The sequence below is a fragment of the Pantoea sp. FN0307 genome, assembly GCF_050113815.1.
GTDB lineage: Bacteria > Pseudomonadota > Gammaproteobacteria > Enterobacterales > Enterobacteriaceae > Mixta > Mixta alhagi.
The window spans coordinates 66,256-84,521 of sequence record NZ_JBNJSO010000008.1 but is presented as its reverse complement, the minus strand read 5'-3'; the positions used below and the strand labels follow the sequence as shown (position 1 = coordinate 84,521).

Sequence of the window (18,266 nt, the reverse complement as noted above, 5' to 3'; positions counted from 1 at the left end):
GGCGTTGAGTGACGAAGATAGGCAAAGAGCTAACTGGAGAGAGGAAAAGTCATGGCTGAATGGGTTAACGGCAGCGTTACGGAAGTTACACACTGGACGGATAGTTTATTCAGCATCAAGGTTAATGCTCCCGTCACGCCCTTTACCGCTGGTCAGTTTGCCAAGCTGGCGCTGGAGATTGAAGGCGAGCGGGTGCAGCGCGCCTACTCTTATGTGAATGCTCCTGCCGATCCCGCTTTAGAATTTTACCTGGTCAATGTGCCGGAAGGGAAATTAAGCCCAAGGCTACATGCCTTACAGCCGGGCGATCGGGTAATGGTGACGAAAGAAGCCGCCGGTTTTTTTGTGCTGGAAGAGATCCCCGAATGCCAAACCCTGTGGATGCTGGCAACCGGCACCGCTATCGGCCCTTACCTTTCGATTTTGCAACAGGGCGAAGGCCTGGAGCGGTTCCAGAATCTGGTACTGGTTCATGCCGCGCGCTACGCCGCCGATTTAAGTTATCTGCCGCTCATGCAGCAGTTAGAGCAGCGCTATAACGGCACGCTGCGGATCCAGACGGTCGTCAGCCGCGAAGAGAGCCCGGGCTCGTTAACGGGGCGCGTCCCGGCGCTGATCGCCAGCGGTGAGCTGGAGCGTGCGGTAGGGCTGCCAATGGAGGCTGACAGCAGCCACGTTATGCTGTGCGGTAATCCGCAAATGGTGCGCGATACCCAACAACTGTTAAAAGAGACGCGCGCAATGAATAAACATCTGCGGCGTAAACCCGGTCATATCACCAGCGAGCATTACTGGTGAGGACTTTTTTCCACGCCGCGCCAGCGAAAATAGTTAACCGGCTGCGCGGCACGACCATAACGGTTTTCGCCTGCCGAACCGCTCAGTAGCCCTAATTCGCATAACATGCCGACAAGAATTAGCGCAGGCACAAAACGTCCCAGACCGCTGTGCCAGCCAGCGCCTAAAACGCCCCAGTTACCCGCCAGCAGGATCCAGGCAACCACCAGCAACAGCGCCCAGTAGCCGCGTTTGTTACGATCGTGCAGGCGTTTCACCAGCACCGCGCTGGCAGGCCATAGCAAGCAGACCACGCAGAATGCTGCCGTCTGGGTATCCAGCAGATCGTTTCCCGCCAGCGTGAAAAGCGCGGTCATGGTCAACAGCCAGACTATCTGCCAAATCCAGAAGTCACGCCGTCCCAGGCGACCACGATAAGAAAAACACCATTGCTGTAGCGTCATGCTTTCGTCCCGAGGAAAACTAAAAAGGGTTGCCGCAGCTTTTGACTTTGGCGGGTAAAAACCGTTCTAATCTGGGCTGAGTTTACTGGACAGGGCAAAAAAAATGAAGAAAGCGCCAGGCTCTTTGCTGACGCCCATCCCGATACTATTGGCACTATTGACGGGCACCGCCGCGCATGCCGATGATGTATCGTCGCGTAGTAATGACTTGCCCACTGCGCCTTACCTGCTGCCAGGTGCGCCAACATTTGATATGAGTATTGCGCAGTTTCGGGAAAAGTATAATACGGCAAATCCTGATTTACCGCTCAGCGAATATCGGGCGATCGATAGCCGACTGGATAAAAGTCCATTAACGCGTGCGGCCAGCAAGATCAGCGAAACGCTCTACGCCTCTACGGCGCTGGAGCCGGGCACCGGAAAAATAAAAACGCTCCAGATCACCTGGCTGCCAATTCCCGGCCCTGATGAAAAAGCAGCACAGGAAAAAGCACAGGCATATATGACGGCGCTGATGCGCTTTTTCTCGCCAACACGTTCGCCAGAAGATAGCCGCAAAAGGCTGAATGAGCTGCTGAGCAAAGGGAAAGGCGCACGCTATTATTCGCAGACCGAAGGCGCGCTACGCTTTGTAGTCGCAGACAACGGCGAAAAGGGGCTCACCTTTGCTGTAGAGCCAATCAAGCTCTCGCTCACTGTGCCCTAAGGGTTGTGCCAAAAATGACGAAAAGCAAAGCCATTCAGGGTTAACATCTCTATACTGTCTGGCAGACATCGCTGCCCGTCGGGCAGTGTACTTTACTGGTATTGCGTTACACGTGGAGGATATGATGCGACATCCATTAGTTATGGGTAACTGGAAACTGAACGGCAACAAAAAAATGGTCAGCGATCTGATCGACGGCCTGCGTAAAGAACTGAACGCCGTTCAGGGCTGTGGCGTTGCCATCGCCCCGCCAGTGATGTATCTGGATCAGGCGCAGCAGGCGCTGGCCGACAGCCAGATCGTACTGGGTGCCCAGAACGTTGATGTTAACCTGTCTGGTGCCTTTACCGGTGAAGTCTCTGCCGAAATGCTGAAGGATATTGGCGCTCGCTATATCATTATCGGCCATTCAGAACGCCGTACTTATCACAAAGAAAGCGATGAGTTTATTGCGAAAAAATTCGCCGTGCTGAAAGAAGCAGGTCTGACTCCGGTACTCTGCATCGGTGAGACCGAAGCAGAAAACGAAGCGGGTAAAACCGAAGAAGTATGTGCGCGTCAAATTGATGCGGTGCTGGAAAGCCAGGGTGCTGCTGCCTTTAACGGCGCAGTGATTGCCTATGAGCCGATCTGGGCGATTGGTACCGGCAAATCAGCCACTCCGGCGCAGGCGCAGGCGGTGCATAAGTTTATTCGTGAACATATCGCAAAGAAAGATGCGAAAGTAGCCGAGCAGGTTATTATCCAGTACGGCGGCTCCGTTAACGATAAAAATGCCGCAGAGCTGTTTGCTCAGCCGGATATCGATGGCGCGCTGGTTGGCGGTGCTTCACTGAAAGCTGACGCCTTTGCCGTCATCGTCAAGGCCGCTGCCGCAGCAAAAGCCTGATGTTTAACGGGCGGCATTGCCGCCCGTTTTCTGTTGTGCCTTAATGCAGAATCGTACAGCGATGTTCCTGCAACTCTTCCGCCGAAGCCCGATTCAACTTCAGCCAGTCACGCTTTATTGCCATTAATGCCAGCCTGCCATCGGATAAGCTAGCCAGCGCCAGGCCATATTTCCCCATCTCCTGCTGCGCCTGCGGCACTTCCTGCATTAAACGCATAAAACTGCTCTGCTGCGCCAGCTCGGCTGGCGTCAATGCGCGAACCAGCCAGCGATGCTGATGCAATGTTTCCGGCTGCCACTGTGAATTCAGCTGCGGCGTTAGCCTGTCCAGCTGTTGACGTACCTCAGGATCCAGGCAGGAGATATGAATATGCAGCTGGTTCTGGGTACGGCCATACTCGGAATTAATGGCTAATGAGATGGCGCTATCGGGAACGGCAGAGCCGTGACGCATCGTCAGCAGATGACGCTGTTGCCAGGCCAGCGCAAAGAAATCAGGCGTAGCGGGATCCCGCAGCGCCGGGCTTTCGATACCGCTGATGCGGGCCACAGGCATTAATAAATATTGCAGAGAGCCGTTACGATCTTTCAGCGTGACGTAACCTGCCTTGATATCAACGCTCTGGCAGGGGCTGGGATCGTTTTTTTGTAGCTGGCCCGGCACGCACTGCTGGCTAATAATTTGCCACAGCGCGTTGCCGTTATGATGGAAACGCCATGCCGCGAAGGCCAGCGCGATAACAAGAAAGGCGATAACAACCGTAACGATTTTCAGAACGCGTGCAGGGACTGACATAGCGACTCCTCCTGATGAACGCTGACAACCCTCGTTGGCTTAACGAGAATTGTCACGCTAAATCATCAGAGGAGAACGCGCTAGCGTTTCATTACCTGGTCGTAGGTGCCACCTTCCGCAAAGTGCGTTTTCTGTGCCTGCGTCCAGCCGCCGAATTTGTTATCAATGGTGAACAGCTTCAGCGGCGTAAAGGTGCTGGCATATTTCTTTGCCACCCCGGCATCACGAGGACGGTAGAAGTTTTGCGCGGCAATGGCCTGCCCCTCCGGTGAGTAGAGATAATTCAGATAGTCATTGGCTACTTTGCGCGTATCACGATCGTCAACCACGCGATCGACAACGGATACCGTCGGCTCGGCAAGGATAGACTCACTGGGCGTAACAATCTCAAACTGGTCTTTACCCAGCTTATTTACCGCCAGATAAGCTTCGTTCTCCCAGGCAATCAGCACATCGCCAATGCCGCGCTCAACAAACGTATTCGTTGCCCCGCGAGCGCCGGAATCCTGTACCTCGACGTTTTTATACAGCGCTTTAACAAACTCCAGCGCCTTATCCTGGTTGCCATTGTTCTGGTCCAGCGCGTAGCCCCAGGCGGCAAGATAGTTCCAGCGTGCGCCGCCAGAGGTTTTAGGATTAGGAGTAATAACCGCAACGCCAGGCTTCAGCAAATCTGGCCAGTCGTGGATCTGCTTTGGATTGCCTTTACGCACCAGAAAAACGATGGTGGAGGTGTAAGGCGCAGAATTATCCGGGAGCCGTTTTATCCACTCTTTATTAATTCGGCCGCGCGCGGCAATGGCATCAATATCGGAAGCCAGCGCCAGTGTTACCACATCGGCGCGAATGCCGTTGATTACCGACGTTGCCTGCTTGCCGGAGCCGCCATGCGACTGGCGGATCACGATATTATCGCCGGTTTCCTGCTTGTAGTGCGCGCTGAACGCTTTGTTATATTGCTCATACAGCTCACGTGTCGGATCGTAAGATACGTTCAGCAGTTCAATATTTTTTGCCAGTACGCTGGTTGATGCCAGTAAAACGGCCAGCCCTACACTCCACTTATTCATCGTACGCTCCCCCGGAAGTTATTAACGGAAGCGTGACATAAAGCTTACGGCGTTTTAAAGAATTAAAAATAGGAGGTTATTACTTTATGGAATATAAAAAGGGGAAACAGGGCACTGCGTGCGCAGCGCCCTGAAAACAATTAATAAAGTTTTTTTGCGGTTTCCAGCCAGTCGCGTTTGAAAGGGCGCTTCATGTTTTCAATGGCATCGATGATATCGTGATGCACCATCTTTTCATTCTGGATACCCACGCAGCGGCCGCCGTAGCCCTGTAGCAACAGTTCAATCGCATAAGCGCCCATACGTGAAGCCAGAATACGGTCATAGGCGACCGGTGCACCACCGCGCTGAATGTGACCCAGAACCGTCGCGCGCGTTTCGCGTTTGGTTTCCGCTTCGATATATTTCGCCAGCTCATCGATATCGCAGATATGCTCAGTAATCGCCACGATAGCGTGCTTTTTACCTTTCTCGATACCCGCTTTGATCTCCTGCACCAGCTCTTCGCGAGTATAAGGAATTTCCGGCAGTACGATAAATTCACATCCGCCCGCAATCGACGCTGCCAGCGTCAGATCGCCACAGTAACGGCCCATCACTTCAACGATAGAAATACGCTGGTGTGAAGAAGAGGTATCACGCAGGCGGTCGATTGCTTCAACCACCGTTTCCAGCGCTGTGAAATAACCAATGGTGTAGTCGGTACCGGCCACGTCGTTATCGATGGTGCCCGGTAAACCGATACATGGGAAGCCCATTTCAGTCAGGCGTTTCGCACCCATATAAGAGCCGTCGCCACCAATCACCACCAGCGCATCGATATTGCGCTTTTTCATATTCTCAATGGCTACCTGACGCGTTTCCTCATTACGGAACTCAGGAAAACGCGCAGAGCCCAGAAAGGTGCCGCCGCGGTTAATCATGTCAGAAACGCTGTAGCGGTCGAGGTTGATCATGCGGTCTTCATACAAGCCGAGATAGCCATCATAAATGCCACAAACTTCCAGTCCTTCACTCAGGGCGGAGCGAACGACACCGCGAATAGCTGCGTTCATCCCTGGGGCGTCGCCGCCGCTTGTCAGTACACCGATTTTCTTGATCATGGCTACCTCTGGACTTAATACTTAATGATGAATTCGTTACGCCGGAAAGGTTCGACGCCCGCTCAGTGTCCGATCTTACCGACTCATAATGGCAAATAGTATATCAAACCCCTGCTGCTGAATTGATTCAGGTCAGACTAGTTTCGGGTAAAATCTTTTCCACAATGTGGCTTTGCGCCTCGTTCAAAAGCCAGGCTGATATTATTCCACACTTCTGCCTATAAAAAACCCTGCGGCTCGGTGCGGGCAACAGAACAGGGATCCTGATGGATGATAATATCCGAGCCAGGAAAGTGTTTTAAAAGCGCCTGCTCTACCTGCTCCGCCACGCGATGTGCCTGAATTAACGGCAAGTTATCCTCTATTTCCAGATGGACCTGAATAAAGCGTGTCGGACCTGATTGTCGGGTACGCAAATCGTGCGCGCCCTGGACGCCAGGCCAGCTGGTGATGATTTGCACTATCTGTTGCCGCTCCGCATCAGGCAACGCACGATCAAGTAAAGACTGTACGGCATCATAGCCCATACGTAACGCGCTAAACAGAATCCATGCGCCAATGCCTAACGCAAACAGCGCATCAGCCCGGGTGAAGCCATACCAGCTAAGCGCCAGCGCCAGCAAAATGGCCCCGTTCATCAATACGTCAGACTGATAATGCAACATGTCGGCACGAATCGCCTGGCTTTGCGTTTTACGCACGACCCAGCGTTGAAAAGCCACCAGCAGCAGCGTTGAAACCAACGCCACAAGGGTAACGACCATACCTACCAGCGGTGCGTGTAGCACGCCCGGAGAAGCCAAATGCTGAATACCGGTCAGGAACAAAAACAGGGCAGAGCCGGAAATAAACATGCTCTGCGCCAGGGCTGCCAGCGATTCCGCTTTACCATGACCAAACGTATGCTCCGCATCCGCAGGCTGCAATGAATAGCGCACCACCAGAAGATTGGTTAAAGAGGCGGCGGTATCGACCAGCGAATCCACCAGAGCTGCCAGTACGCTGACCGATCCGGTATACCACCAGGCGAATATCTTGATAAATAACAGCAGCACTGCCAGCACCGTTGCTGCCATTGCCGCCCGGTTAACCAGCCGCGCATAGGAAGCTAACATCCGCACCCCACTGAAAGTAAAAGCTAAGTATAAGAGCAGTATCGCAAAAAGCAGCAGGATACGCGCAAAGGATGTGCAGAAAAGGGAGATATTATGGGCAAAAAAAAACCCCGCCATCATGGCGGGGAAGACAGGGATGGTGTCTATGGCAAGGAAAACAGGGATACTATATTACTGGTTACTGCCGGCACTACTCGCTTCATGCAGAGGCTGAACCTGCTGCAAATTCGTCAGCCTGCGCAACTCACTCATTCGTTGCTCATGCTTTTGTTGCAAAACAGCCTGTTGCTGCGGCGTTAGCAGGTGATACATCTGGTTGCGGATACGGGCCATTTCGACCTGCCGCGCAACCTGTTCCTGTGCTAACTTTTCTGCCTGAGCCTTTACGGCTGTTTCATTAAACTTTTCTGCAATCACCAGATTATGCAGAGTTTCTAAATCTTTCACGTTTACGGGAGGGCGCTCATGTTGCGTTTGCTGCATTAGATCCCGCATCTGCTGACGCTGTTGTTCCGAAAGCTTAATGCCATCAAACATATGGCTTTGCGGATTTTGCGCTATGCTGCCAGTCATCAATTCGCCTGGCGGATGCATCCCGTCAATCGTCGTAACGTCTGCTGCCCATGCGCTGGAGTAACTAAAAACCACCGAGGCTGAAGCAAAGACGACGGCGGTTACTTTGCGCATCGTTTACTCCCACATTCGTTTGCATCATTTGATTCAACGCAGTTCAGACTACAGAGATAGCTGCAAACTAGCGTCAGGGGGTGTAAAACTACGTAAAGCGATGGAATGGGGTAGGCGATCACGCTATTTTGCCTGCGGAGGGCTTAAGAAAATGAATAAAATCCTGTTGGTTGATGATGACCGCGAATTAACTTCGCTGCTTAAAGAATTGCTTGAAATGGAAGGGTTTAATATCGTTGTCGCCTCAGATGGGGAACAGGCGCTCAGCCTGCTCGATGACACCATTGATCTGTTATTACTCGATGTGATGATGCCTAAAAAGAACGGCATCGATACGTTGAAAGAGCTTCGCCAGCAATATCAAACACCGGTGATTATGTTGACCGCGCGCGGCAGCGAACTGGATCGCGTTTTAGGTCTCGAACTGGGTGCCGATGACTATCTACCGAAGCCGTTTAACGATCGTGAACTGGTCGCCCGTATCCGCGCTATTTTGCGTCGTTCCAGCTGGAGCGAACAACAACAGCAGCATGACAACAGCTCGCCAACGCTGGAAGTCGACTGCCTGCGACTCAATCCTGGCCGCCAGGAAGCCAGCTTTGATAACGTTACGCTGGATCTGACCGGTACCGAATTCACCCTACTCTATTTGTTAGCCCAGCATCTTGGCCAGGTAGTATCACGCGAGCATCTCAGTCAGGAAGTGCTGGGTAAGCGCCTGACGCCATTTGATCGCGCCATTGATATGCATATCTCTAACCTGCGTCGTAAGCTGCCTGAACGCCGCGATGGTCACCCCTGGTTTAAAACGCTGCGTGGCCGTGGATATTTGATGGTCTCCGCGTCATGATAAGCAGCCTGACCACTCGCATCTTTGCCATCTTCTGGTTAACGCTGGCGTTGGTTCTGATGCTGGTGCTTATGCTCCCTAAGCTGGATTCACGGCAGCTTACGTCACTGCTGGAAAGCGAGCAGCGACAGGGCATCATGATTGAGCAGCACATTGAAGCGGAGCTTATGCAGGATCCGCCCAATGATTTGATGTGGTGGCGTCGGCTGTTTCGCGCTATCGATAAATGGGCGCCGCCCGGCCAACGTCTGCTGCTGGTTACCAGCGAAGGCCGCGTTATTGGCGCTCAGCATAATGAAATGCAGATTATCCGCAATTTTATCGGGCAATCTGATAATGCCGATCATCCTCTGAAAAAGAAATATGGCCGCGTTGAGCTGGTTGGGCCCTTTGCCGTACGCGATGGCGAAGATAATTATCAACTCTATCTGATGCGCCCGGCCAGCAGCTCCCAGCTGGATTTTATCAATCTGCTGTTTGACCGCCCGCTGTTGCTCTTGATTGTCACCATGCTGATCAGCTCCCCTCTGCTGCTGTGGCTGGCCTGGAGCCTGGCGAAACCGGCGCGTAAGTTAAAACACGCGGCGGATGATGTGGCTAGTGGGAATCTGCGTCAGCATCCGGAACTGGAAGCGGGGCCGCAGGAATTTCTTGCCGCTGGCTCCAGCTTTAATCAGATGGTCAGCGCGCTGGAGCGCATGATGACCGCGCAACAGCGCCTGCTCTCCGATATTTCACACGAGCTGCGTACGCCCTTAACACGTCTTCAGTTGGCCACTGCCCTGATGCGTCGTCGTTATGGCGAAGGCAAAGAGTTAGGACGCATTGAACTGGAGGCGCAGCGCCTTGACGGCATGATTAACGATTTGCTGGTGCTGTCGCGTACGCAGCATAAAAATGCGTTAGTCAGCGAAGCGATGAAAGCAAACCATCTCTGGAATGGCGTACTGGAAGATGCCAAATTTGAAGCGGAGCAGATGGGTAAAAAGCTGGAGGTGCCCTACCCGCCAGGCCCATGGCCGCTGTATGGCAACCCCCATGCGCTGGAAAGCGCGCTGGAAAATATTGTCCGTAATGCGCTGCGCTACTCAAATTCACATATTTCAGTGAGCTTCTCTGTGGATAATCAGGGGATCACAGTGCATGTCGATGATGACGGTCCTGGCGTCAGCCCGGAAGATCGTGAACAGATATTCCGTCCCTTCTATCGCACCGATGAGGCGCGTGACAGGGAGTCCGGCGGCACCGGGCTGGGTCTGGCAATTGTCGAAACGGCTATCCAGCAGCATCGCGGCTGGGTAAAAGCGGATGACAGCCCGCTCGGCGGCTTGCGTCTGACTATCTGGCTACCGCTGTACTCTGTGCGCTAATTTGTTATGCTTCGGCCCTCGTTATCGGGGGCCTTATGCTGAACATCGTCTTATTTGAACCTGAAATTCCACCTAATACCGGCAATATCATTCGCCTGTGCGCAAATACCGGCTTCCAGCTGCATCTGATTGAGCCGCTTGGCTTTACCTGGGATGACAAGCGCCTGCGTCGCGCCGGGCTTGATTACCATGAATTTACCGCGATTAAACGTCACGCCAGCTTTGAGGCGTTCTGCACCAGCGAACAGCCTGAGCGTCTGTTTGCGCTGACAACCAAGGGCACGCCTGCGCACAGCGCGGTTAGCTATCAATCAGGTGATTATCTGCTGTTTGGCCCTGAAAGCCGCGGCTTACCCGCCACGATTCTGGATGCACTACCTCCACAGCAAAAAATCCGCATTCCCATGCTGGCGCAAAGCCGCAGCATGAACCTGTCGAATGCGGTTTCAGTGGTGGTGTATGAGGCCTGGCGGCAGTTGGAATATCAGGGCGCTCTGCTAAAAAGCTGACGCCGACGAAGGGCGACGTCAGATGCCGTCGCCAAACTCAAAGCCGGGGATCGTGCCGTTAAAATGTTGATCCATATCCATGGATGGCTTATCGCTGGCCGGTTTGCCAACGATGCGCGCCGGCACGCCGGCGGCGGTGGTATGCGGCGGCACCGGCTGTAGCACCACCGAACCGGCACCAATTTTCGCCCCGCGCCCAACTTCAATATTGCCGAGGATTTTCGCACCGGCGCCAATCATCACCCCTTCACGAATTTTAGGATGACGGTCGCCGCTGGTTTTACCCGTGCCGCCAAGCGTAACCGACTGCAGGATAGAGACATCGTTCTCAACCACCGCCGTTTCGCCAATCACGATGCCGGTCGCATGGTCAAGCATGATGCCGCAGCCAATACGCGCGGCCGGATGGATATCTACGGCAAAAGAGACAGAGATTTCATTTTGCAGATAGACCGCCAGCGCCCGGCGACCCTCGTTCCACAGCCAGTGGCCGATACGATAAGCCTGCAGCGCATGGAAGCCTTTCAGATAGAGCAGCGGCGTCGAATATTTATCTATCGCTGGATCGCGCTGGCGTACCGCCAGAATATCGCGTGCCGCCGCAGCGATCATTGAGGGGTCATGGCGATACGCCTCTTCGACAATCTCACGAATGGCGATAGCGGGCATAATTGCATTAGCCAGCTTGTTAGCCAGCATATAACTTAGCGCGCCGCCAAGGTTCTCATGCTTAAGCAATGTCGCATGGAAAAAACTGGCCAGCATGGGTTCACAATCCGCCAGGGCACGCCCTTCCGCTTTGATGTTATTCCAGACCAGCTGTAACTCTTCATCCGACATTGCTCTCTCCCGATAAAAAAATAGCGTCCGGTTCGCCCGAGACGCCACAGGTATCCAGCCGGGCCTCCCGCCTCAGCGACTGCTGTTTTCATCCTTGCGGGTACGTCCCAGCAGGTTCAATGCTGCCTCGCGCGCCGATTTTTCGCAATACAATACCTGATAAATTTGCTCGGTTATTGGCATTTCGACACCATAGCGTGCCGCCAGCGCGCGCACCTCTTTGGTGTTGCGATAGCCTTCCACAACCTGTCCAATCTGTGTCTGCGCACTCTCGACATCCACGCCCTGACCCAGCATGATACCGAACCGGCGATTACGTGACTGATTATCAGTACAGGTCAGTACCAGATCGCCCAGCCCTGCCATGCCCATAAAGGTGGTAGGATCGGCGCCCAGCGCTTCGCCAAGACGACTCATCTCCGCCAGGCCTCGGGTAATCAAAGCAGTACGCGCATTCGCCCCAAAGCCGATACCGTCAGAAATACCTGCGCCGATAGCGATCACGTTTTTCACCGCACCGCCCAGCTGCACCCCGATAAAGTCAGGGTTGTTGTAGACGCGAAAACTTTTACCGCAGTGCAGCAGCAACTGAAGATCATCAGCAAACTGCGGATCGGTCGCGGCCAGTGCAATCGCAGTAGGTAAACCCGCCGCCAGCTCTTTCGCGAAAGTTGGGCCGGAGATCACCGCCAGCGGCAGCGTATCGCCAACAATATCGCGCGCCACATCCTGCAGTAAACGTCCGGTTTCGCGCTCCAGCCCTTTGGTGGCCCAAATAATACGCGAGTCAGCACGCAAATGTGGCTTGATCTGCTGTAGCACTTCGCCAAAAACATGACTCGGCACCACAATCAGCAAATCACGACTGGCGGCAACGGCCTGGGCAAGGTCTGGCTCGGTAGATAGCGTGGCGGGAAAAGGCACGTCTGGCAGAAAAGCCACGTTGCAGCGCTCGGCTTCCAGCTGGGAGAGATGTTGAGGATTATGGCCCCACAACAGCACCTGATGGCCGTTGCGGGCTAAGGTAATGGCGAGTGCGGTGCCGTAAGATCCGGCACCAAGCACGGTAACTGCTGCGTTACGCTTGTTCATCAGGCATCCTGACGAGGTTCGCCGCCTTCTTCTTGCTGCTGCAGATAGTTCATAAACAGCGCATCGAAGTTAACCGGCGCAAGGTTAAGTTGCGGGAAGGTGCCGCGTGAAACCAGACTGGTGATGCACTCACGGGCGTACGGGAACAGAATATTCGGGCAGTAAGCGCCAAGGCAATGTGCCATCTGGGTGCCTTCGATACCGGAAATAGTGAAGATACCCGCCTGCTGCACTTCGCACAGGAACGCCGTTTCCGTCCCTACGGATGCCGTAACCGTTACGCGCAGCACCACTTCGTAAATACCTTCAGCCAGCTGGCTGGAGGCGGTATCCAGATCCAGTTTAACTTCCGGCTCCCACTCTTTCTGGAAAACCTGCGGCGCGTTAGGCGCTTCAAAGGAAATATCTTTCGTATAAATACGCTGGATCTGGAATGACATTTCGCTGGTGTTTTGTTCTGACATTGTGTTGAGTCCTGTTAGTTAAAAAAATCCATCGTGGTGCCAGTTAAGCCATCATTTCAGCAAAGGATCAAGACCTTCGCGGCTGTCCAGCGCATAAAGATCGTCACAACCGCCAATGTGTTGTGCATCGATAAAAATTTGCGGTACGGTGGTTCGGCCGCTGCGTTTAATCATCTCTTCGCGCTTATCCGCATCACCGTCAATCGGGATTTCCTGGAAAACCACGCCTTTCTGCGTCAGCAGCGCTTTTGCCCGATGGCAGTAAGGACAGGTTGCTTTGGTATAAATCTCTACGTTAGCCATGTTCAGCACCTTGTAAGGTTATTTACCGCGTACCAGCGGCAGATTTTCACTGCTCCAGCCAGCGATACCATCTTTCAGTACGCTTACCTGCTCGAAACCTGCAGCGCTCAGCTGAGAAGCCGCTTCAAAGGCGGAAGTTCCCGTCGCGCAAACTACAATTATGGGCTGAGCTTTATGCTTTTCCAATTCGCTGAACGTGCCCTTTTTAATATCCGCCGCCAGAATATTATGCGCGCCGGAAATATGACCTTTACGAAATTCATCGCGGGAGCGGGTATCCACAACCACCGCATCTTCCTTGTTAATCAGGCGAGTCGCTTCGCCACGGCTGATGGTTTTAACTTTGGAAAACATGCCCTTAAACGTGGTCACGATCACTAAAACCAGCAATACGACCCATGCCAGACACAGAATGGGGTGATTGCTTGCGAATTGCATAATTTCTTGCATGAGGGGTAACAACTCCCGACAGGGTTAATAAGCGAAAAATAGGTTTCTGAGTATACCTGCGCCACCTCGCATGTACAGTCGCGAAGCGGTGAGAGTGTGGTTTTCTGTTGTATAAAGCGGAAAAAATTTGCCGTGGCGCAAACAATACCGGAACCCGACGGTAAAAAGGCGCGGCAGAGGCGGCGATTATCCGCTAATGTCCTTTTAATAAAGCGAATTGCATTCTTTGCTGCCTGCCGTGCGGTAAAAGAAAGGCGTTTGAAACGAACAGAAACGCAAAAGCCAGGCCCATCGCTGGCAAGCGGCTATTCATCATGGAATAATCGACTCCTTATGAGGGAAAAAGCATCAGTTTTACATTCATGGACTTCAGGTAACTTTATGGCCGGTTACGCGCCGTTACACAGCCGTTTGTCCGCGCTCTCCGTCAGCCTGTTATGTGCTGGCGTACTGCTGTTGCCGCTGCATGCCAGCGCTGCGGATGACAATAAATCCCAGCTTAAATCTATTCAGCAAAACATTGCTGAAAAAGAAAAGAGCGTTCGCTTACAAAAAGAACAGCGCAGCAAGCTGCTGGATCAGCTGCAAAGCCAGGAAAAAATCATTGCCGAAGCCAGCCGTAAACTACGGCAAACTCAGCAACTGCTGACCCGTCTGAACAAAGAAATCGATACGCTAAACCATTCTATCGCTCGGCTGCAAAAGCAGCAGACGCAGCAGGAAACCTTGCTGGCGCAGCAGCTTGACGCCGCTTTTCGTCAGGGCAAGCATAGCGGCCTGCAGCTCCTGCTTAGCGGTGAAGAGAGCCAGCGCAGCGAACGCATCCTTTCTTACTTCGGTTATCTTAACGAAGCACGGCAGAAAAATATCGATGAACTGCAGAAAACGCGGCGCGATCTGGCCACGCAAAAAGCGGATTTGCTCAACAAACAGAACCAGCAGAAGTCATTGCTAAGCGAACAGCAAACGCAGCAGGCGCGGCTGGAACAGGCGCGCGTTGCACGGAAAAAAACGCTCGTGACGCTGGAAAGCGCGCTGGAAAAAGATCAGGCCGACCTGGTAGAGATGCGCCAGAACGAAAGCCGCCTGCAGGATAAAATCGCCCGTGCCGAGCGCGAAGCAAAAGCACGCGCTGAGCGTGAGGCGCGGGAGGCGGAGCAGGTGCGTAAGCGCCAGGCGCAAGCGAAAGCCAAAGGCTCTACCTATAAACCCACCGAAAGCGAGCGTTCGCTAATGTCACGTACCGGCGGCCTGGGTCGTCCCGGCGGTCAGGCTTTCTGGCCGGTACGTGGCCGCATCGAACATCGCTTCGGTGAAGCGCTCCAGGGCGAGCTACGCTGGAAAGGCCTGGTGATCGACGCGCCGGAAGGCACCGAGGTTAAAGCCATTGCCGACGGCCGCGTGCTAATGGCCGACTGGCTGCAAGGTTACGGACTGGTGGTGGTGGTCGAACATGGCAAGGGCGATATGAGCCTGTATGGCTATAACCAGAGCGCGCTGGTCACCACCGGCGCTCAGGTAAAAGCCGGACAGCCGATCGCGCTGGTCGGCACCAGCGGCGGCCGTGGCACGCCGTCACTCTATTTTGAAATCCGTCGTCAGGGACAGGCGGTCAACCCACTCCCGTGGTTAGGAAAATAAGTGTTGTTTTCAGTTAAAAGAATGGCCGTGGCGCTAAGCGGCCTGCTGTTCGCCTGTTCGGCGAGCGCTGGTAAATTGGCTATCGTGATTGATGATTTTGGTTATCGTCCCCAGCAGGAAAATCAGGTGCTGCAGATGCCGAACGCTATTTCGGTAGCAGTATTGCCTACCGCTCCGCATGCGCGTGAGATGGCAACCAAAGCCCACCAGCATGGGCACGAAGTGCTGATTCATCTGCCGATGGCCCCGCTCAGCAAGCAGCCGCTGGAGCGGGATACGCTTCAGCCGGAAATGAGCGCTGACGAGATCGCCCGTATCATTCATAACGCGGTAGCTAACGTGCCCTATGCGGTGGGCATGAATAATCATATGGGCAGTAAAATGACCTCCAGCCTGTCAGGAATGCAAAAAGTCATGCAGGTATTGGATCACTACAGTTTTTACTTTCTCGACAGCATGACCATTGGCAACAGCCAGGCGACACGCGCCGCTGCGGGCACGCGTGTAAAAGTCATTAAGCGCCGCGTATTCCTTGATGATAATCAGAACGAAGCAGAGATTCGCAAGCAATTTAATCGCGCGGTGCATCTGGCGCAGCGCAATGGCTCAGCGATCGCGATTGGTCATCCCCATCCTTCTACCGTACGCGTTCTGCAACAGATGCTGCCCAACCTGCCTGCAGACGTAACGCTGGTTCGCCCCAGCCAGCTGTTGAATGAGTCACAGACCCCTTCTGCTGCACCAGCGCCGCAGAAAACCGCGCCGAAGCCGCGTAATCCGTTCCGTGGTGTCGCGATCTGTCGCCTGCCGCAGCCGCTAACGCCGGTGCCGGCAACGCACGCGCTGGAGGTAATTACCGAGAGCGTTGCGCAAAGTCCGCTAGTGAAAAAGATCGGCAGCCTGTTTTGATAGATTGTGCATCGTCAGCGCGGCAGGAAATCTTTATAATGCCGCCCTGATCATTTCTTCCTTCGTGAGCGTAAGGATATGGCGCGATGACGCAAGCTCGACAAAAAATCCTGTTGCTGGATAACGGCAGAGAATGGGGCGGCGGCACCAACAGTATGCTGGAACTGCTGAAGCGTATCGATCGCGACCGTTTCGATATTACCTGCTGTTTTTATTATAATTACCAACGCGGCGAGGGTGAGACCATCGAGTCGGTGCTGAACGCCATCGGCATTCCGGTTATCTTTATTCCACAGCGTAAACAGCCTCTTTCAGCCAAGCTGCAAAAAGAGCTGCTGCGCGCGCTGCTGTTTTTCAGCCGCTCGCTGAAAAAGCGCGTGGCTGAGACGATCGATCGCCGCTGGCGCGTTGAGCCTAACGCACTCAGGCTGCGTGAGCTGCTGCTGCAGGGTGGGTACGATACGCTCTATATGAACAACCAACCCAGTACTAACGTTGAAGGTTACCTGGCGGTCGCCGATATTCCCGTTTCTCTGGTACAACATTGCCGTATTGAGCCGCTGCTGACTCCGCAACTGGTCCGCATGATTAATCAGCGGGTCAATGCGGTGATAGCCGTTTCTCATGGCGTCTGCCAAACCCTACGCTCCAGCGGCGTTGATCCTTCACGCTGCTTTACGGTCTCCAACGCCATCGATATCCATCAGCCTCTGCCCGATCGTTGTACGGTTCGCGCCCGGCTTGGCCTGCCGGAAGAGTGTTTTTTATTCGGCAGTATTGGCTCGCTTATTGCCCGTAAGGCGACACATCATACTCTGCAGGCGCTGGGCGCCTTTCAGCAAGCCTGCCCGCAGGTTAACTGGCATATGGTAGTGGTCGGCACAGGCCCGGAGCTGAACAGCCTGCAACAGCTGGCTGTGCGGGAAGGCATTGCCGATCGCGTGACGTTTACCGGTTTTCGTAATAACGCGCTCGATTATCTGGCGGCCATGGATGTTTTTGTGCTGGCCTCTAAAAGTGAAGGTCTGCCGCGCGTGGTGCTGGAAGCGATGCTGGTTAATACGGCGGTAATCGGCTCGAATGTGGTGGGCACCGCCGAGCTGGTTGATAATGGGCAAACCGGGCTGCTGTTTGAATATGGCGATACCGCACGCCTTTGTGCGCATATGCAGGCGCTCTGCCAGGATCACGCCCTGCGCCAGCAGCTGATTTCACAGGCTAATGCCAACGTTAAATCTCACTACGCTATTGAAAATTATGTGGCGGGCGTCGAAGCCCTGTTGCGAAGCGTGGCAAAGGAATCTTCTTCTCATGTTTGAATTTTTAAATCCTCAATACCGTCATATCCAGTCGCGGCACAATATCCCCTATACGCAGGCGGAGGTGCAGGGCGAGGTGCCTGTTACCTCCATTGTGATCCCCTGTACCGGCGCAGACTTTATTGAGGAAGCCGAGCTAAGCGCACTGTTTGCTTCACGCTATGCCGAACGGGCAGAAGAGATTGTTATTGTCAGCGATCAGCCCGCCGCGCTTTTCCGCAATTTGCCGCCAAAGACGCGCGTGGTCACGCTGACGGTGCCGGACCGTGAAGAGAGTTATCGCTATAAGCAAATCTATCGCAGCCGGTTAATTAAGCTACAGGCACCGCTTCAGGCACAAACCGACGGTATTTTGATGATCGATTCTGATCTTAACCTGTTGCAAATGCCTGAAATAAATATGAAAGCAGCACATATCTACTCCAGCTTTCGTCAGGGTAAAATGATTGCCAAGCTGGATAAGGCGGCGCCAGAGGATCAGCCCGCCTATTATTCACGGACGGTACGCCCTTTTCTGGTCGATCACGTTAATGGCGCATTCCTGGCCGCTACGCGCCAGACCTGGAAGCGTATCTGTCCGCTGTGGCTGACGCTGTTTCAGGATACCTGGGAGTTGATGGATGATTCACAGCCGCCGACGGATCAGCTACCGCTGGCCGCCCTGCTGGATTTGCTGGATCTCAAAACCGTTAACCTGGGTGAATGGATGAACTGGCCAGTCTCCAAACGTATCGGCGGTCAGGAAGCCACTATTCCGAAAGAAGTGATTGGCGCGCATGGCGGATTTCCGCTGAGCGAATGGCAGAAATATCTTCAGTCTGCGGATGCGCCGCTGCTGTTTAAAGGTCAGGACTATACGCGTAAAGTGCGTTACCTGACCGATGCAGAAAAGAAACAGTAAGCGTGCGGCTG

Annotated in this window: 21 protein-coding genes; 10 read left to right on the top strand and 11 right to left on the bottom strand. The window is 53.8% G+C overall.

Annotation, left to right across the window (positions count from 1 at the left end; translation table 11 throughout):
• Positions 1–51 precede the first annotated feature (51 nt).
• Positions 52–798 (top strand): ferredoxin--NADP(+) reductase, encoded by a 747-nt coding sequence (gene fpr, locus ACQE3Z_RS18820; RefSeq protein WP_426974945.1) that lies wholly within the window; start codon positions 52–54, stop codon positions 796–798.
• Here fpr and ACQE3Z_RS18815 read toward each other — a convergent pair.
• Entirely contained in the window at positions 789–1,241 is a 453-nt protein-coding gene (locus ACQE3Z_RS18815) for a DUF805 domain-containing protein (protein ID WP_426974944.1), read from the bottom strand. The two genes, fpr and ACQE3Z_RS18815, sit on opposite strands and share 10 nt — an antisense overlap.
• Before the next feature lie 103 nt (positions 1,242–1,344).
• Here ACQE3Z_RS18815 and ACQE3Z_RS18810 point away from each other — a divergent pair, with 103 nt between their 5' ends.
• Positions 1,345–1,947: a DUF1454 family protein gene (locus ACQE3Z_RS18810; protein WP_426974943.1), complete on the top strand. Its 603-nt coding sequence runs from the start codon at positions 1,345–1,347 to the stop codon at positions 1,945–1,947.
• A gap of 124 nt (positions 1,948–2,071) precedes the next feature.
• Complete coding sequence (gene tpiA, locus ACQE3Z_RS18805; protein WP_085069348.1) at positions 2,072–2,836, top strand: triose-phosphate isomerase; 765 nt, start codon at positions 2,072–2,074, stop codon at positions 2,834–2,836.
• 40 nt (positions 2,837–2,876) lie between these two features.
• On the opposite strand, the gene ACQE3Z_RS18800 is transcribed toward tpiA, so the two are convergent.
• The 5 genes from ACQE3Z_RS18800 to cpxP form a co-directional block, all read right to left on the bottom strand.
• Entirely contained in the window at positions 2,877–3,632 is a 756-nt protein-coding gene (locus tag ACQE3Z_RS18800; RefSeq protein ID WP_426974942.1) for a CDP-diacylglycerol diphosphatase, read from the bottom strand.
• A gap of 80 nt (positions 3,633–3,712) precedes the next feature.
• Positions 3,713–4,702 (bottom strand): sulfate ABC transporter substrate-binding protein, encoded by a 990-nt coding sequence (locus ACQE3Z_RS18795; protein ID WP_426974941.1) that lies wholly within the window; start codon positions 4,700–4,702, stop codon positions 3,713–3,715.
• 140 nt (positions 4,703–4,842) lie between these two features.
• A complete protein-coding gene (gene pfkA / locus ACQE3Z_RS18790) occupies positions 4,843–5,805 on the bottom strand; it encodes a 6-phosphofructokinase (RefSeq protein WP_426974940.1) in 963 nt (320 codons plus the stop codon).
• A gap of 218 nt (positions 5,806–6,023) precedes the next feature.
• A complete protein-coding gene (fieF, locus tag ACQE3Z_RS18785; protein WP_426974939.1) occupies positions 6,024–6,920 on the bottom strand; it encodes a CDF family cation-efflux transporter FieF in 897 nt (298 codons plus the stop codon).
• Positions 6,921–7,091: 171 nt separating this feature from the next.
• Positions 7,092–7,607 (bottom strand): cell-envelope stress modulator CpxP, encoded by a 516-nt coding sequence (gene cpxP / locus ACQE3Z_RS18780; RefSeq protein ID WP_426974938.1) that lies wholly within the window; start codon positions 7,605–7,607, stop codon positions 7,092–7,094.
• 151 nt (positions 7,608–7,758) lie between these two features.
• Between cpxP and cpxR the strand changes: the two genes are divergently transcribed.
• Genes cpxR through trmL form a run of 3 tightly spaced genes read left to right on the top strand, consistent with a single transcriptional unit; the run spans position 7,759 to position 10,336 of the window.
• Positions 7,759–8,457: an envelope stress response regulator transcription factor CpxR gene (cpxR, locus tag ACQE3Z_RS18775; RefSeq protein ID WP_085069337.1), complete on the top strand. Its 699-nt coding sequence runs from the start codon at positions 7,759–7,761 to the stop codon at positions 8,455–8,457.
• A complete protein-coding gene (gene cpxA / locus ACQE3Z_RS18770; RefSeq protein WP_426974937.1) occupies positions 8,454–9,827 on the top strand; it encodes an envelope stress sensor histidine kinase CpxA in 1,374 nt (457 codons plus the stop codon). The genes cpxR and cpxA overlap by 4 nt, the downstream gene beginning before the upstream one ends.
• Positions 9,828–9,862: 35 nt before the next feature.
• A complete protein-coding gene (trmL, locus tag ACQE3Z_RS18765) occupies positions 9,863–10,336 on the top strand; it encodes a tRNA (uridine(34)/cytosine(34)/5-carboxymethylaminomethyluridine(34)-2'-O)-methyltransferase TrmL (protein ID WP_085069334.1) in 474 nt (157 codons plus the stop codon).
• Between the two features lie 18 nt (positions 10,337–10,354).
• On the opposite strand, the gene cysE is transcribed toward trmL, so the two are convergent.
• The 5 genes from cysE to ACQE3Z_RS18740 all read right to left on the bottom strand — a co-directional run bounded on the left by cysE (position 10,355) and on the right by ACQE3Z_RS18740 (position 13,485).
• Positions 10,355–11,176 carry a serine O-acetyltransferase gene (gene cysE / locus ACQE3Z_RS18760; protein ID WP_085069332.1) on the bottom strand — a complete coding sequence of 274 codons (822 nt, stop codon included), beginning with the start codon at positions 11,174–11,176 and terminating at the stop codon, positions 10,355–10,357.
• A gap of 72 nt (positions 11,177–11,248) precedes the next feature.
• Positions 11,249–12,268, bottom strand: a complete 1,020-nt coding sequence (gpsA, locus tag ACQE3Z_RS18755) for an NAD(P)H-dependent glycerol-3-phosphate dehydrogenase (RefSeq protein ID WP_426974936.1) — start codon at positions 12,266–12,268, stop codon at positions 11,249–11,251.
• A complete protein-coding gene (secB, locus tag ACQE3Z_RS18750; RefSeq protein ID WP_085069328.1) occupies positions 12,268–12,732 on the bottom strand; it encodes a protein-export chaperone SecB in 465 nt (154 codons plus the stop codon). Before secB ends, gpsA begins: the two co-directional genes overlap by 1 nt.
• A gap of 51 nt (positions 12,733–12,783) precedes the next feature.
• Positions 12,784–13,035 (bottom strand): glutaredoxin 3, encoded by a 252-nt coding sequence (gene grxC, locus ACQE3Z_RS18745; RefSeq protein WP_085069326.1) that lies wholly within the window; start codon positions 13,033–13,035, stop codon positions 12,784–12,786.
• Positions 13,036–13,053: 18 nt separating this feature from the next.
• On the bottom strand, positions 13,054–13,485 hold the full coding sequence (locus tag ACQE3Z_RS18740) for a rhodanese-like domain-containing protein (protein ID WP_085069324.1): 432 nt from the start codon (positions 13,483–13,485) through the stop codon (positions 13,054–13,056).
• A 333-nt stretch (positions 13,486–13,818) separates the two neighbouring features.
• On the opposite strand from ACQE3Z_RS18740, the gene envC reads away from it, so the two are divergent.
• From envC to ACQE3Z_RS18720, 4 genes are all read left to right on the top strand, one after another.
• The gene (gene envC / locus ACQE3Z_RS18735) at positions 13,819–15,126 is read left to right on the top strand and encodes a murein hydrolase activator EnvC (protein WP_426974970.1); all 1,308 of its coding nucleotides are present in this window, start codon (positions 13,819–13,821) and stop codon (positions 15,124–15,126) included.
• A 21-nt stretch (positions 15,127–15,147) separates the two neighbouring features.
• On the top strand, positions 15,148–16,035 hold the full coding sequence (locus tag ACQE3Z_RS18730; RefSeq protein ID WP_426974969.1) for a divergent polysaccharide deacetylase family protein: 888 nt from the start codon (positions 15,148–15,150) through the stop codon (positions 16,033–16,035).
• 86 nt (positions 16,036–16,121) lie between these two features.
• The gene (locus ACQE3Z_RS18725) at positions 16,122–17,354 is read left to right on the top strand and encodes a glycosyltransferase (protein ID WP_426974935.1); all 1,233 of its coding nucleotides are present in this window, start codon (positions 16,122–16,124) and stop codon (positions 17,352–17,354) included.
• Positions 17,347–18,255 (top strand): hypothetical protein, encoded by a 909-nt coding sequence (locus ACQE3Z_RS18720; RefSeq protein ID WP_426974934.1) that lies wholly within the window; start codon positions 17,347–17,349, stop codon positions 18,253–18,255. Before ACQE3Z_RS18725 ends, ACQE3Z_RS18720 begins: the two co-directional genes overlap by 8 nt.
• Positions 18,256–18,266: the final 11 nt, after the last annotated feature.

Excerpts from the sequence above, each read along its gene's own strand:
- grxC (WP_085069326.1), bottom strand. The coding sequence starts at position 13,035 with ATGGCTAACGTAGAGATTTATACCAAAGCAACCTGTCCTTACTGCCAT.
- envC (WP_426974970.1), top strand. The coding sequence starts at position 13,819 with ATGAGGGAAAAAGCATCAGTTTTACATTCATGGACTTCAGGTAACTTT.
- cpxR (WP_085069337.1), top strand. The coding sequence starts at position 7,759 with ATGAATAAAATCCTGTTGGTTGATGATGACCGCGAATTAACTTCGCTG.
- pfkA (WP_426974940.1), bottom strand. The coding sequence starts at position 5,805 with ATGATCAAGAAAATCGGTGTACTGACAAGCGGCGGCGACGCCCCAGGG.
- fieF (WP_426974939.1), bottom strand. The coding sequence starts at position 6,920 with ATGTTAGCTTCCTATGCGCGGCTGGTTAACCGGGCGGCAATGGCAGCA.
- tpiA (WP_085069348.1), top strand. The coding sequence starts at position 2,072 with ATGCGACATCCATTAGTTATGGGTAACTGGAAACTGAACGGCAACAAA.
- cpxA (WP_426974937.1), top strand. The coding sequence starts at position 8,454 with ATGATAAGCAGCCTGACCACTCGCATCTTTGCCATCTTCTGGTTAACG.
- ACQE3Z_RS18810 (WP_426974943.1), top strand. The coding sequence starts at position 1,345 with ATGAAGAAAGCGCCAGGCTCTTTGCTGACGCCCATCCCGATACTATTG.
- ACQE3Z_RS18720 (WP_426974934.1), top strand. The coding sequence starts at position 17,347 with ATGTTTGAATTTTTAAATCCTCAATACCGTCATATCCAGTCGCGGCAC.
- ACQE3Z_RS18740 (WP_085069324.1), bottom strand. The coding sequence starts at position 13,485 with ATGCAAGAAATTATGCAATTCGCAAGCAATCACCCCATTCTGTGTCTG.
- cysE (WP_085069332.1), bottom strand. The coding sequence starts at position 11,176 with ATGTCGGATGAAGAGTTACAGCTGGTCTGGAATAACATCAAAGCGGAA.
- gpsA (WP_426974936.1), bottom strand. The coding sequence starts at position 12,268 with ATGAACAAGCGTAACGCAGCAGTTACCGTGCTTGGTGCCGGATCTTAC.
- ACQE3Z_RS18800 (WP_426974942.1), bottom strand. The coding sequence starts at position 3,632 with ATGTCAGTCCCTGCACGCGTTCTGAAAATCGTTACGGTTGTTATCGCC.
- ACQE3Z_RS18795 (WP_426974941.1), bottom strand. The coding sequence starts at position 4,702 with ATGAATAAGTGGAGTGTAGGGCTGGCCGTTTTACTGGCATCAACCAGC.
- ACQE3Z_RS18725 (WP_426974935.1), top strand. The coding sequence starts at position 16,122 with ATGACGCAAGCTCGACAAAAAATCCTGTTGCTGGATAACGGCAGAGAA.
- ACQE3Z_RS18815 (WP_426974944.1), bottom strand. The coding sequence starts at position 1,241 with ATGACGCTACAGCAATGGTGTTTTTCTTATCGTGGTCGCCTGGGACGG.
- cpxP (WP_426974938.1), bottom strand. The coding sequence starts at position 7,607 with ATGCGCAAAGTAACCGCCGTCGTCTTTGCTTCAGCCTCGGTGGTTTTT.
- trmL (WP_085069334.1), top strand. The coding sequence starts at position 9,863 with ATGCTGAACATCGTCTTATTTGAACCTGAAATTCCACCTAATACCGGC.
- fpr (WP_426974945.1), top strand. The coding sequence starts at position 52 with ATGGCTGAATGGGTTAACGGCAGCGTTACGGAAGTTACACACTGGACG.
- secB (WP_085069328.1), bottom strand. The coding sequence starts at position 12,732 with ATGTCAGAACAAAACACCAGCGAAATGTCATTCCAGATCCAGCGTATT.
- ACQE3Z_RS18730 (WP_426974969.1), top strand. The coding sequence starts at position 15,148 with ATGGCCGTGGCGCTAAGCGGCCTGCTGTTCGCCTGTTCGGCGAGCGCT.